Origin of the sequence: Rothia sp. 27098_8_29, from assembly GCF_041432785.1 — a bacterium.
GTDB classification, from domain to species: Bacteria; Actinomycetota; Actinomycetes; order Actinomycetales; family Micrococcaceae; genus Rothia; species Rothia mucilaginosa.
In genome coordinates, this window is record NZ_JAPWAI010000001.1 from 704,218 (window position 1) to 717,192 (window position 12,975).

General features: G+C 60.7%; 9 protein-coding genes and 1 tRNA gene. All 10 read left to right on the forward strand.

Annotation, left to right across the window (positions count from 1 at the left end; all coding sequences use genetic code 11):
- The first annotated feature begins 440 nt into the window (after nucleotides 1-440).
- Entirely contained in the window at nucleotides 441-4,259 is a 3,819-nt protein-coding gene (locus tag O3649_RS02775) for an Rne/Rng family ribonuclease (RefSeq protein ID WP_371572648.1), read from the forward strand.
- A 528-nt stretch (nucleotides 4,260-4,787) separates the two neighbouring features.
- Nucleotides 4,788-5,099 (forward strand): 50S ribosomal protein L21, encoded by a 312-nt coding sequence (gene rplU / locus O3649_RS02780; protein WP_005505764.1) that lies wholly within the window; start codon nucleotides 4,788-4,790, stop codon nucleotides 5,097-5,099.
- 40 nt (nucleotides 5,100-5,139) lie between these two features.
- Nucleotides 5,140-5,397, forward strand: a complete 258-nt coding sequence (gene rpmA, locus O3649_RS02785; RefSeq protein WP_005505766.1) for a 50S ribosomal protein L27 — start codon at nucleotides 5,140-5,142, stop codon at nucleotides 5,395-5,397.
- Nucleotides 5,398-5,591: 194 nt separating this feature from the next.
- Nucleotides 5,592-7,199: a GTPase ObgE gene (gene obgE, locus O3649_RS02790; protein WP_371572650.1), complete on the forward strand. Its 1,608-nt coding sequence runs from the start codon at nucleotides 5,592-5,594 to the stop codon at nucleotides 7,197-7,199.
- Nucleotides 7,200-7,575: 376 nt separating this feature from the next.
- A complete protein-coding gene (nadD, locus tag O3649_RS02795) occupies nucleotides 7,576-8,325 on the forward strand; it encodes a nicotinate-nucleotide adenylyltransferase (protein WP_049338424.1) in 750 nt (249 codons plus the stop codon).
- Nucleotides 8,318-9,379 carry a sulfite reductase subunit alpha gene (locus O3649_RS02800; RefSeq protein ID WP_371572652.1) on the forward strand — a complete coding sequence of 354 codons (1,062 nt, stop codon included), beginning with the start codon at nucleotides 8,318-8,320 and terminating at the stop codon, nucleotides 9,377-9,379. Before nadD ends, O3649_RS02800 begins: the two co-directional genes overlap by 8 nt.
- Before the next feature lie 66 nt (nucleotides 9,380-9,445).
- Nucleotides 9,446-9,883 (forward strand): ribosome silencing factor, encoded by a 438-nt coding sequence (gene rsfS / locus O3649_RS02805; RefSeq protein ID WP_005505774.1) that lies wholly within the window; start codon nucleotides 9,446-9,448, stop codon nucleotides 9,881-9,883.
- Nucleotides 9,884-10,092: 209 nt separating this feature from the next.
- Nucleotides 10,093-10,165: transfer RNA gene (locus O3649_RS02810), tRNA-Ala, on the forward strand.
- A 112-nt stretch (nucleotides 10,166-10,277) separates the two neighbouring features.
- Nucleotides 10,278-11,243 carry a cation diffusion facilitator family transporter gene (locus O3649_RS02815; RefSeq protein ID WP_371572654.1) on the forward strand — a complete coding sequence of 322 codons (966 nt, stop codon included), beginning with the start codon at nucleotides 10,278-10,280 and terminating at the stop codon, nucleotides 11,241-11,243.
- 290 nt (nucleotides 11,244-11,533) lie between these two features.
- The gene (locus tag O3649_RS02820) at nucleotides 11,534-12,934 is read left to right on the forward strand and encodes a glutaminase (protein WP_371572656.1); all 1,401 of its coding nucleotides are present in this window, start codon (nucleotides 11,534-11,536) and stop codon (nucleotides 12,932-12,934) included.
- Nucleotides 12,935-12,975: the final 41 nt, after the last annotated feature.

Genomic DNA, 12,975 nt, shown 5'->3' on the forward strand with positions numbered 1-12,975 from the left:
CCGGGTGGCTTAGAGGCACCCTCTACCGGGTATAATGGAACACGGTGTCTTGTGCGCCCCGCACGCGCATGAAGATCCCCACCAACGCATCGAGGGAGAGTACCCGATGAGCGCCGGCTATAAGCCGCGGAGCATAACTGTCGCACCGCGCGGGCCGCCCGCCTCGGCGAAGAAACCCGAAGACCGGCAGAGCACCCAGGAAGGGTGTGAGCGTGCCGTGCTCGAGAGCGAGGTGGCTGTGACCGTCGCGGCGCGCTCTGCGTTCCGCCCGCTCGCCCCCTACGGCTGAGGCACTGAATGAGATAGTGCTCGACTGAAGCGCCGATGAACGCGCACCGTAGGGTGAGGCTTGAGCCGCGGTGGCAGCAACTAGGCTTTGCGCTGTATGCGCGCTGTTAAAATCCTTGCGGTGCGGAGCAGGGTGTAACGAAAGAAGATTAATGTCTGACGAGAAGAACGTCGAACTTGGGGTTTTTGAGGCGCTGAACGCCCTCGCGGAGGAGAAGAACGCCTCTGCGGAGACCCGTGAAACTCTGCGTAAGAATGTTCGTGAGAGTTCTGAGGCTCAGCAGGGTACTGAGCGCCGCCGTCCGGGTCGCCCGAAGAAGGAGAAAGCTCCTGAGGTTCCCCTGGATGAGGCGATTGCTGCTGGCCTGACCAACCTGCGTAACGCGAAGGCTAAGCACGCGCCGGCACCGAAGGTTGCCGCTCCCGCTGCGTCTGAGACTGAGGTTGCTTCTACCTTGGATAGCCTGTTTGCGGCTGCCGAGAAGAAGGCGGCTGAGCCTGCTGTTGAGGAGAAGACCGCTAAGGTCGAGACCGTCGAGAAGACCGCGAAGGTGGAGGAAGTTGTTGCCCCCGCCGCTGAGTCTGCTGAGCCCGCTGCTGCTGAGCCCGCTGCCGAGCCTGCCGTTGAGGTGAAGGAAGAGACCGCCAAGGTTGAGGTCGTAACCCCCGCAAAGGCTGAGAAGGCTGAGACTGAGAAGGCTGAGAAGACCGAGGCTACCGCTGAAGCTGCTGAGCAGAAGGCTGAAGAGCCTGCCGCTGAGCAGCCCGCCGAGGCTGCTGCAGCTGCTGAGGAGCCCGCCGCAGAAGAGTCTGCAGAGGAGCCCGCAGCTGAGGAGCCCGAAGTAGCTCCCGAACCCGTCAAGACCATTAGCGACCTGCAGCGCGAAAAGTTGCAGGAGCTGCGCTCGCGTACCCCCATGGGTGCGATGCCGCTGTTCATGGCGCCCGAGCCGGAGGAGCTGAGTGAGCTCGCTGTTGCCGCCAAGCTGGAGCGTGAGGCACGCCGCGCCGCTGCTGAGGAGCAGAAGCGTAAGGAGCGCATGGAGCGCCGCCGCGAGGAGGCTGCCGCTGAGGCTGAGGTGACGAGCCACCGTCGCCGTCGCCGTCGCCGCGGTACCGAGGATATTGAGATTGAGGGCGGCGTTGATGATGACGTTGAGACCGTCACCAAGGTGCGTGCGCCGCGCCTGGCTGACTCTCACGCATCCAACACCGTGACCGGTGTGCGCGGTTCTACCCGCCTGGAGGCGAAGCGTGTGCGCCGCCGCGAGTCCCGTTCGCTGGGTCGCCGCCGCCACATTGTGACTGAGGCTGAGTTCCTGGCTCGCCGTGAGTCCGTGGACCGTCAGATGCTGGTTCGTCAGAAGGACGGCCGCATCCAGATTGGTGTGCTTGAGGACGGCGTGCTGGCTGAGCACTTCGTGTCCAAGACCCAGCAGGATTCCCTGATTGGCAACGTGTACCTGGGTAAGGTTCAGAACGTTCTGCCGTCCATGGAAGCTGCGTTCGTTGACATTGGTCGCGGCCGCAACGCTGTGCTGTACGCGGGCGAGGTCAACTGGGATGTCACCGGCCTGGACGGTGCGCCCCGCAAGATTGAGAACGCCCTGAAGCCCGGCGATTCGGTTCTGGTGCAGGTCACCAAGGACCCGATTGGTCACAAGGGTGCCCGCCTGACCAGCCAGGTTTCCCTGCCCGGTCGCTTCCTGGTGTACGTGCCGGGTGGTTCGATGACCGGTATTTCCCGTAAGTTGCCCGACACCGAGCGTGCGCGTCTGAAGAAGATTCTGAAGGACAAGCTGCCCGATGGTGCTGGCGTGATTGTTCGTACCGCGGCGGAGGGTGCTTCTGAGGAGGAGCTGACCCACGACATTAACCGTCTGCGTGTGCAGTGGGAAGAGATTCAGGAGAAGGCTAACTCCCGCAAGGTATTGGCCCCCGAAATGCTCTACCAGGAGCCCGACCTGATGATTAAGACCGTGCGTGACGTCTTCAACGAGGACTTCACCGCGATGATCGTTCAGGGCGAGAACGCGTGGGATTCCATCGAGGCGTACGTGACGTACGTGGCGCCGGACCTGGTCTCCCGCCTGCAGCAGTGGGACGGCGATGACGACCTCTTCGACCACTACCGCATTAACGAGCAGCTGGCGAAGGCACTGGACCGTAAGGTGTACCTGCCTTCGGGTGGTTCGCTGGTGATTGACCGTACCGAAGCCATGACCGTGGTGGATGTGAACACCGGTAAGTTCACCGGTAGCGGCGGCAACCTTGAAGAGACTGTCACCAAGAACAACCTGGAAGCTGCTGAGGAGATTGTCCGTCAGCTGCGTCTGCGCGATATCGGCGGCATTATCGTCATTGACTTCATTGACATGGTGCTTGAGTCGAACCGTGACCTGGTTCTGCGTCGCCTGATTGAGTGCCTGGGCCGTGACCGTACCAAGCATCAGGTGGCTGAGGTGACTTCGCTGGGTCTGGTTCAGATGACCCGTAAGCGCCTGGGTACCGGTCTGCTTGAGGTCTTCTCGGAGCCCTGTGAGCATTGTGCCGGTCGTGGCCTGGTGGTTCACGATCAGCCGCTGAGCGGTCGTAGCGGTGGCGCGTCGGATTACATCCACCGCCATGAGCGTAATGACCGTAAGCGTAGCCGTGCCGCTGCCCGCGAGGATTCTCGTGACCAGCAGAAGCAGGATGCTCTGGAGTCGAAGAAGGCTGAGCGCCGTAACGCTATGGCTGCGGTGGCTGCCGCATCCGCTCAGAGCGAGGACGTTTCGGAGGAGACTGCTTCGACCCGCAAGAAGCGTAAGCGCCGTAAGCGTTCGCGCCGCGCGGAGACCGCTGAGCTCTCGCTTGAGCAGGAGATTCAGGGTATTGCCGAGGCCGCCAGCGAGCAGGCTCACGCCGAGGTTGCTCAGCGTGAGGACAAGGTCGCTGAGGTCACCGAGGGCAACTGGATTGGTGAGCAGGGCGGCTTCTCCCTGGAGCAGCTGGCGAGCGCGTTTGACCGCGTGGAAGAGTCCGCTGAGGATTCCTCGAAGGACTCTGCTGAGGAGCGTTCTGATCAGGAACGTTCGGAAGAGCGTCGTTCGTCCAAGCGTGGCGAGAAGAAGTCTTCTCTTAACCGCCAGCGTCGCGAGCTGACCGATGCGGATATTGCCGCTGTTGAGGATTCCGGCGCGGGTGCGCTGGAGGACGAGCACCACGTTGACCCGGAGCTCGACCCGCGCTTTAGCCGCTCCTCGGATCGTTTTGAGGCGATTCGCGCCGGTGAGGCGAAGGCTCGTGCTTCTCAGAAGGCTGGCCGTCTTGCCCGCGCCGAGGGTGAGTCGTTCCGTTCGGGCCGTGAGGATCGTTCGGAGGAGCGTCGTTCGTCCAAGCGTCAGAACCGCGAGCAGCAGAACGCTGAGGCAACCTCCGCTGAGGTAAACTCGGGTGTGCAGAAGGCTCAGGAGTCCAAGCGTGTTGAGCGTGAGGACCTGCGCATTGAGGATGTTCGTGAGACTCCGCGTGCGTCTCGCCGCCGTGCTCGTCGTGCCGCTGATGAGAAGCGCGCCGAGAAGGCAGCTGAGCAGAGCGTGGCATCCGAGCAGGCACCCGCGAAGGCTGATAAGGTTGAGAAGTCTGAGTCTCGCCCGATTGTGACCGGCGTGATTGGTGCTCCGGCTGTGACCGGTGTGGTGGGCGCAGCTCCTGCAGCGGTTGAGGCTCCGGTTGAGGAGGCTCAGAAGCCTGCGGCTCAGGTGCCCGGTTCGACCCCGCGTAAGCGTCGCATTCGCCGTGCGGCTTCGAGCGCCGGTGCCGGTGCTCAGGTCGTGACCGTGGACGCTTCCGAGCGTGCTGAGGGTTCTGTGGTTGCTTCCGCTTCTGTTGCGGATGTGGCTCCGGTGGCTGATGACGCTTCGGCCCCTGTCTTGTTCGGCATTGGCGTTGCCGCTGCCGACATTAAGCGTGAAGGTAAGGACGATTAGTCTTTAGCTTCCGATCATCGGAAATCCGATGGTGTGTGTATATGAGATAGCCTCGGTAGGGCGAGCCGGAACTTCCCTACCGAGGCTATTTTTTTCTGTGCGTGTGCTGCGTCATTATTAAAGGCGCTACTAAGAGTGCGGTGCAGTATTAGAGGAGCATCACGTGCCGACTTCGAGTGTTCCGCAAAATTATCTATTGCGCGGCGCGTAGATCATGCCGTATCCTTAAGGACTGGTGTATATCTCAGTGAAGCCCTATCGACGCAGGGCCAGCGGGAGACACCGCTCCCACCCGCATCGTCTTCGGCGCGGTCGAGTATTCGGCTGAGTTTGGAACGTGCGGGAGAGAGACACCACCGGTGAGCCTCGCGTGTTGGCTTCGGCGGGCAATCCCGCCGGAACGCACGGGCCGTTCCTCCTTGTTCGCGGTCATTCGACTGGCGGGGGAGGGCGCACAGCAATGAAAGCGCAGGCTGCTCATTCGTGTGAGATTCAAGAAGCAAGTTGTCGAGAAAAGTGAGTCCCATAGTGGCATACGCGATTGTACGCGCTGGCGGCCGCCAGGAGAAGGTTTCCGTAGGCGACCTCGTTACCCTTGACCGTGTTGCAGGCGAGCCCGGCAGCACCATCGAGCTGCCCGTGCTGCTGCTCGTCGACGGTGACAAGGTCACCGCTGACGCAAAGTCCCTGGCTTCCGCCAAGGTTGTTGCTGAGAAGGTTGAGGACCTGCGCGGTCCGAAGATCGTTATTCAGAAGTACAAGAACAAGACCGGTTACAAGAAGCGTCAGGGCTTCCGCGCCGAGCTGACCACCGTCAAGATTACCGCTATCAACGCGTAATCGAAACGACCGGAATTCAACCCTAAGGTAGGAATACAGAATGGCACACAAGAAGGGCGCAAGCTCCACCCGTAACGGCCGTGACTCGAACCCCCAGTACCTCGGTGTTAAGCGCTACGGCGGCCAGTCCGTCAACGCAGGCGAGATTCTCGTTCGCCAGCGCGGCACCCACTTCCACCCCGGCCTGAACGTTGGCCGCGGTGGCGACGACACCCTGTTCGCTCTGGCAGCAGGCACCGTCGAATTCGGTACCCGCAAGGGCCGCAAGGTCGTTAACATCCTGGCAGCAGCTGAGTAATACTCACCGCTAGGGCAGAGGGGGTAGGCGTTAGTCTACCCCCTCTCGCTATGACCTCGAATGCCGTGGACGCCCGTGCTGGGCTCCACGATGAGGCGCACCCCAACCCGGTCGCGCCTGCCGCCGCATCCGCAGCATGATTGGTGTGTGCCGTGCGGTGGCGAAGTGAAGATTTTCCAAGATAAGGAGAACCCGTGGCAGAATTCGTGGACCGCGTGGTCTTGCATGTATCTGGCGGTCGCGGAGGTAACGGCTGCGTCTCCGTGCGACGTGAAAAGTTTAAGCCCCTGGGCGGCCCTAACGGCGGTAACGGTGGTAATGGTGGCGCGGTGATTCTGCGCGTGGATAACCAGACCACGACCCTGCTGGAGTACCACCACAGCCCGCACCAGCACGCCCCGAATGGCGATATTGGTCGTGGCGATATGCACCACGGCTTTAACGGTGAGGATCTGGTTCTGACCGTGCCGCAGGGTACTGTGGTGAAGGACCGCGAGGGTAATGTTTTGGCTGACCTGCTGCGTGTGGGTGACGAGTATGTTGCGGCCCGTGGCGGTATGGGCGGTCTGGGTAACGCTGCGTTGGCTTCGGCTAAGCGTAAGGCTCCCGGTTTTGCTCTGTTGGGCACCCCCGGTGAAGAGGCTGATATTGTTCTGGAGCTCAAGTCCATTGCGGATGTGGCTCTGGTGGGTTACCCCTCGGCGGGTAAGTCTTCGTTGATTGCTGCGATTTCTGCGGCGCGTCCGAAGATTGCTGACTACCCGTTCACCACTTTGATCCCGAACCTGGGTGTGGTGCAGGCGGGCGATGTTCGCTACACCGTCGCGGATGTTCCTGGTCTGATTGAGGGCGCTTCGGAGGGCCGCGGTCTGGGTCACCGCTTCCTGCGCCATGTGGAGCGTTCTTCGGCTCTGGTGCATGTGATTGACTGCGCTACTTTGGAGCCGGGCCGCGACCCGATCAGCGACTTTGAGGTGATTCGCGGCGAGCTGCAGAACTATGAGGTTGACCCGACTGCGGGTGTGACCGTGCCGCTGCATGAGCGTCCGCAGATTGTGGTGCTCAATAAGATTGACGTTCCTGAGGCTCGTGAGCTGGCTGAGTTTGTTCGCCCCGAGTTTGAGGAGATGGGCTTCAAGGTCTTCGAGATTTCGACTGCTTCCCATGAGGGTCTGAAGTCCCTGATCTTTGCGATGGCAAAGCTTGTGGAGGAGGACCGCGTGGCTCGTGCCGTTGCCGAGAAGGAAGCGGAGCGCGTGGTTGTTGAGGCTCCTGTGGTTCGCCCGAAGGGCTTCCGCGGTAAGAAGAAGCAGGAGTTCACTATTCGCCGCGAGGAGCGTAACCTTGAGCCGCTGTTCCGCGTGATTGGTGAGAAGCCTGAGCGTTGGATTCAGCAGACTGACTTCAATAATGATGAGGCTGTCGGCTACCTGGCGGACCGCCTGGCGCGCCTGGGCGTTGAGGATGAGCTGTTCAAGGCTGGTGCTCGTGCCGGTGACGCCGTGGTGATTGGTGAGAACGACAACTCGGTGATCTTCGATTGGGAGCCGACCATGGTCGGTGGCGCTGAGTTGCTGTCCTCCCCGCGTGGTACGGACGCTCGTCTGGAAGAGCTCATTCGCCCGACTCGTGCGCAGAAGCGTGTGGAGTACAAGGAGCGTATGGACGCGAAGGCGGAGGCTCGTGCCGAGCTGGAGTCCGAGCGTGTTGCAGGCGTGTGGACCGAGTCGGTCGAGTACCGCAAGAAGCTGAAGGAAGGCAAGGTCGACGAGAATATCGACATGCCGAATGTTGACGACTAATAGCTCAGCGTTAGCTGTTGCCTGGCTGAGGCTTGGTCGTTAGGTATTGGCGCCGCGTGCCGGGGTTCGCTCCGGTGCGCGGCGCTCTTTCTTCCTGACGCTTTGACTGCCTTTTACGCAGCCTCTTGCACTGGTTTCGCGCGTCGGAACATGCGGGTGGGCGTGTGGGTGGGCGTGCTGGCTGGGTATTCCACTGGCGGCTTAGCTCACCCCCGTCATTTCGGTGTTTTTGACCGTAAGAAGGTAGCATAGAGGGGAATGTACGCGGGCACCGTTTTCGGTGTTGCGTACCTTCTGTGTACCTGCCCGCATCCGCGCCTGTGGCGGCTCCCAAGTTGCCGTGGTGCGGTCTCTGTCCCCAGCAAGGACGGCATTTGTGACTGACCAGCCTGTTCACCTTGATTTTGGTGCTCCGAGCACCGAGTCGATTCCCCCGCGCACTCCCGGTCGGGTGCGTCTGGGTGTGATGGGTGGAACTTTTGACCCGATTCATCACGGACACTTGGTGGCAGCTAGTGAGGTTGCCGCCGTGTTCGATTTGGATGAGGTGGTGTTCGTTCCGACGGGCCAGCCTTGGCAGAAGGTGGGGGAGCGGCACGTGAGTGACGCTGAGCATCGCTACCTGATGACGGTGATTGCGACCGCGTCGAACCCGCGTTTTACGGTGAGCCGTATTGATATTGACCGTGGCGGCGCCACCTACACCTTTGATACGCTTAACGAGCTGCGCGCCCTGCGCCCGGATGCTGACCTGTTCTTCATTACCGGCGCGGACGCGATTAGCCAGATTATGACCTGGCGTAATGCCCATAAGCTGTGGGATTTGGCGACTTTTGTGGGCGTGACCCGCCCCGATCATGATCTGGATCCGCCGCTGGCAGAGGGTCGTCATATTACGACTCTGAAGATTCCTGCGATGGCGATTTCTTCAACCGATATTCGTCGCCGCGCAGCTGCAGACGCCCCCATCTGGTACCTGGTGCCGGATGGTGTGGTGCAGTACATTGCTAAGTATGGCTTGTACAAGAAGGACGCCTTGACGGCGTACCGTGACGGCTTGCCTCACGTGAAAGATGAGTCTGGGCAGGCACCCCAATCGACGAATAATGAGGGAACACATGAGTGAAGCTACGGGTTCGAAGCCCTATAGCGAGGACGAAGCGTACCTCTACGAGACGTACGTGACCGAGGACGGCATTGAGGTGCCGCCGCCTACTAAGGTGATGGGTCCGCGCCGTCTTGCCCGCTACCGTGAAGAAGTTGCCGAGTACCTGCGTGCGAACCGCCGCGGTGAGCCCGCGAAGCCTGTTGCGAACATGGGCTCCGTGATTTATACGGACGCTATTGACCCGCAGGTTCTGGCTGTTCAGCGTCGTTTTGCGGCGCTGGCGGCTCAGGGCAAGATTGACACTGAGGCGAACGATGAGGAGAAGCTACACGAGCCTGCTCCTCTGACCAGTAGCCTGCGTGTTCTGCGTCCCGAAGAGATTGCGCAGAACCGTGTGGATGCGACCAGCCCCTCCGCGGTGGATAACCCGATGACTTCTTCGATTCCGGTCATTGCCGTGGTCAAGGAGGAGAAGCCGGAACCCGAGCTGCACCAGTACCTGGTGCGCGATGAGCCGAAGGTTGAGGAGCTGGACAGCTCAGACGTTGAGGCTGAGCAGACCGAGGGCGCTTCCGTTGAGGAAGAGACCGTTGAGGTTGCTGAGGTTGAAGAGTCTGCGGACGAGCTGCCCACCCGCGTGAGCGCAGTGAACGCGCAGGGTCTTGACCTGAGCGTGCTGGATAGCGCCTCCGCAGGGGATACCGTGGATTCGGTGGACGGTGACCCGACTGTTGCTCTGAGCCCGGATGAGGTGGAGGAGCTGCTGCAGCGCATGGTGGATCGTCAGGATCCCGAAGAGTCGCTGGGCGAGGAGACTGCTGAAGAGTCCGAAGAGGATTCTGAGGATGAAGAGTCCAAGTCTGCTGAGTCGAAGTCGGCTGAGTCCAAGTCTGCTCCGGTGCCTTCTGCTGAGGCTTCGAAGGAAGCTGATGAGTCTGCTTCTGAGAGCGCTGTTGAGAAGGCTGAAGAGGTTCTGCAGCCTGCGCAGAAGGCCTCCCTGGCGTGGCTGTGGATTGTTCTGCTGCTCGCCCTGGTCGTTGTTGGTCTGATTATGATTTTTGGCCCTAAGTAGGCCGTGAACAATGCACCCCTGTTGCGGGTGCTGCCGGCGGGTGTTCTGCCGGCAAGGAAGGAAAATATGACTGCTGCACAGTCCTCGATTGAGGCTCTGCGCATTGCCGCCCGCGCTGCGGAGGAGAAGCAGGGAACGAACCTGTTCGCTGTGGATGCATCCGACGCGATGGGTCTGATTGATGGCTTCCTGGTGGTTTCTGCCCACAATGAGCGCCTCGTGAACGCTGTTGCGGATGAGGTTGAGGACGCTCTGCGTGAGCAGGCTGACCTGAAGCCGGTCCGCCGTGAGGGTCGTTCCTCGGGCCGTTGGATTCTGCTGGACTTCGGCGATATTGTCGTGCACGTTCAGCACGAGGAGGACCGCGAGTTCTACGCTCTGGATCGTCTGTGGGCTGAGGCTCCGCGTATTGAGCTGGGCGTTGAGAACGAGGCTCCCTTCGATATTGAGGGTGAGACTGAGGAAGATGCTGCACGCATCATTCCCGCTCAGGATGAGGCGTAGGCTTCTGCTTGATTTTTAGCTGATGAGGGGTGGGCTCTGCTGGCGCTGTATGGTGCCGCGGGTCCGCCCCTTTCGGCGTGTTTGCGGGTGTTTCTGCTTGCCCAGTTGCCCCGGAACTTTTTTGGATTTTTGGGTGCGTTGGTTTGCATCGTTGTCCGTGGTGTGTGTAATATATTCATGTTGCCTCGTTGAGGTCACTAACTGAATATGGGGATATGGCGCAGCTGGTAGCGCACCTGCATGGCATGCAGGGGGTCAGGGGTTCGAGTCCCCTTATCTCCACGTTTTCCTCGGTTGAGGAGCTTTTCGCCCGGTTCTTGTGAATCGGGCGATTTTGCTATCTGCCGATAACTCTCGATAGTCAACAACACAGTTCATAGTTGAGGAGTCACTCATGGGAGCGCACGCACACCACGGCCACCACGGGCATCATCACGATCATTCGCATGCCCCGAGCCCGGAGGACGCCGCCTCGATGCGTCCGCGCCTGCTGATTGCGTTCAGCTTGGCGGTCGTTATTGTATTGGCGCAGGCGATCGGTTCGTTGGTCACGGGAAGTCTTGCGCTGCTGACTGATACGGCGCATGCTGTTACGGATGCCTCGGGCCTGCTGGTGGCGTTGACGGCGGCTTCGCTGATGACGCGCCCGGCGACCTCGCGCCATACGTGGGGTTTCCGTCGCATTGAGGTGCTGGCGGCGCTGGGTCAGTCGGTGCTACTGCTGGCGGTGGGTATCTACACGGCGGTGGAGGGCGTGCATCGCCTGTTTGCCCCGCCGGAGGTGCCCGGCACTGAGCTGCTGATCTTTGGTGTGGTTGGCCTGGTGGCGAACGCTATTGGTATTGCGGTGCTGGCTACGGCGAGGAACGCGAACTTCAATATGCGTGCCGCGTTCCTGGAGGTGCTCAATGATGCCCTGGGTTCGCTGGGTGTGATTGCAGCGGCTATCGTGATTTGGCTGACCGGCTTCTACCAGGCGGACGCCCTGGCGGGTCTGTTCATTGCGGCACTGATTGTGCCGCGTGCGATGCGCCTGATGAGGCAGACGACTGCGGTGCTCATGGAGTTCACTCCTGACGGTCTGGATTTGGACGCGATGCGTGAGCACATGTTGCGCGTTGAGGGTGTGGTGGAGGTGCACGACGTGCACGCTTCGATGGTGGCGACCGGTCTGCCGGTGGTGACCGCACACGTGGTGGTTGCCGATTCGTGCTTCCATGACGGGTCTGCGGTGGCGATTTTGGACCGTATCCGTTCGTGCGTGGCGGGCCATTTTGAGGTGTCGGTGGAGCACTCGACCTTCCAGCTGGAGACCGCCGAGCTGGGCGGCCGCGAGTCGGCTTCGATTCGCCACCCGTAAGCCACCTGAAAACCTTGCGTGTATGATTTCTGCGGGCTGAAATAGCGGGGGGGGGGGAGTAGTGACCGTTATATTTGGTGGCTTCAACACGCAAAAGATACACTCTTTAGGGAGCAAAAGGTGCTCCTCACCCGCACACTTTGACAGGCCCGCTGGCTGGCTCTTTAGTTTGGTAGCCGCGGTAGCCTGTAACGATGAGCGCCTCAGCCGGGCTGAAACGGAACAGCGGGCGGGCGCATCCATAGATTTTTGACGAGAATAACCACGATTAGCAGCAGATACGGAACACTATGCATTCACCTATTGCCACTTACCTGACCGAGACCCTCGAGTCGGTCGCTTCTGATACCTCCGGTGAGCTGGCAAACTACATTCCGGAACTTGCCGCCGTGGACCCGGACAAGCTTGCCGCGTCTATCGCCATGGTTGACGGTGAGCAATACGCCGCCGGTGACTCCGATGTGGAGTTCACAATTCAGTCGATTTCTAAGCCGTTCGTGTACGCCCTGGCGCTCGCGGACCGCGGCTATGATGACGTGCTTGCGAAGGTGGGCGTGGAGCCTTCCGGTGAGCCGTTCAACGAGCTGTCCCTGGAGGACGGCTCCGGTAAGCCGCTGAACCCGATGATTAACGCGGGTGCGATTACCACCCATTCGCTGGTGGGTCCTCCCGGTGCGACTCAGGGTGAGCGCATGGAGCGCGTCATTTCTGGTCTGTCTGCGTTTGCGGGCCGTCGCCTGTCGGTGAATGAGCGCGTGTACGAGTCTGAGCTGGAGCACGCGCACCGCAACTACGCGATTGCGCACATGCTGCGCGGCCACGGCATCCTGACCGGTGACCCGACCGTGGCGGTGCAGGGTTATACCCGCCAGTGCTCGCTGATGGTGACGGTCAAGGATTTGGCGTTGATGGCGGCGACTTTGGCGAACTATGGTGTGCATCCGGTGACGGGTGAGCAGGTGGTTCCTAAGGGCGTGGTGCGTCAGGTGCTGAGCGTCATGTTCACGTGCGGCATGTATAACGCTGCGGGTGACTGGGCAACCCAGGTGGGTGTGCCGGCGAAGAGCGGCGTGGGCGGCGGCATTATTGGTGCGGTGCCCGGTCAGCTGGGTGTGGCGACGTTCTCGCCGCGTCTGGACGGTCACGGTAACAGTGTGCGCGGTGTGGAGCTGTTCGAGCAGTTCTCGGATGACATGGGCATGCACGTGATGAACGTGCCGACGGTGGCTCGTTCGGCGTTGCGCGCGAACTACCAGATTGGTTCGGGCGATGAGTCTATGCGTCTGATTCAGTTGCAGGGCCGCATCCGTTTTGCGGGTGTGGAGCGCGTGATTCGTGAGATTGTGGAATCTCCGATGGAGGGCTCCAAGGTTGCCCTGGACGTAACGCGCGTGTACGCAGTGGATGAGGTTGCTCAGAGCATGCTCCTGGAGCTGATGCGTCGTCTGCGGAATGACGGGTACAAGGTGTACCTGATTGATAATGACGAGACGATCACAAATACGGATGCGCTGCGCAGCATGGGTGTGAAGGTTCTGACGAACCCGGCGGCGGTGACTTCTGCTGAGTCGGATGCTGAGCGTGTGGCTGAGGCGGACGCCGAAGAAGCTGCGGAGGCTGCAGCTCTGGAGGCGCTGAATGCGCTGGATTCCGTTCAGGCGAAGCAGCCGGAAGCTTCGGAGTCTGAGTAGGTTTCTCTCCGCGTACTTGGTTGTACGATTGCGTGAACTTA

Coding starts and splice junctions, on each gene's coding strand:
- O3649_RS02775 (WP_371572648.1), top strand. CDS start 441: ATGTCTGACGAGAAGAACGTCGAACTTGGGGTTTTTGAGGCGCTGAAC.
- rpmA (WP_005505766.1), top strand. CDS start 5,140: ATGGCACACAAGAAGGGCGCAAGCTCCACCCGTAACGGCCGTGACTCG.
- O3649_RS02800 (WP_371572652.1), top strand. CDS start 8,318: ATGAGTGAAGCTACGGGTTCGAAGCCCTATAGCGAGGACGAAGCGTAC.
- rsfS (WP_005505774.1), top strand. CDS start 9,446: ATGACTGCTGCACAGTCCTCGATTGAGGCTCTGCGCATTGCCGCCCGC.
- O3649_RS02815 (WP_371572654.1), top strand. CDS start 10,278: ATGGGAGCGCACGCACACCACGGCCACCACGGGCATCATCACGATCAT.
- O3649_RS02820 (WP_371572656.1), top strand. CDS start 11,534: ATGCATTCACCTATTGCCACTTACCTGACCGAGACCCTCGAGTCGGTC.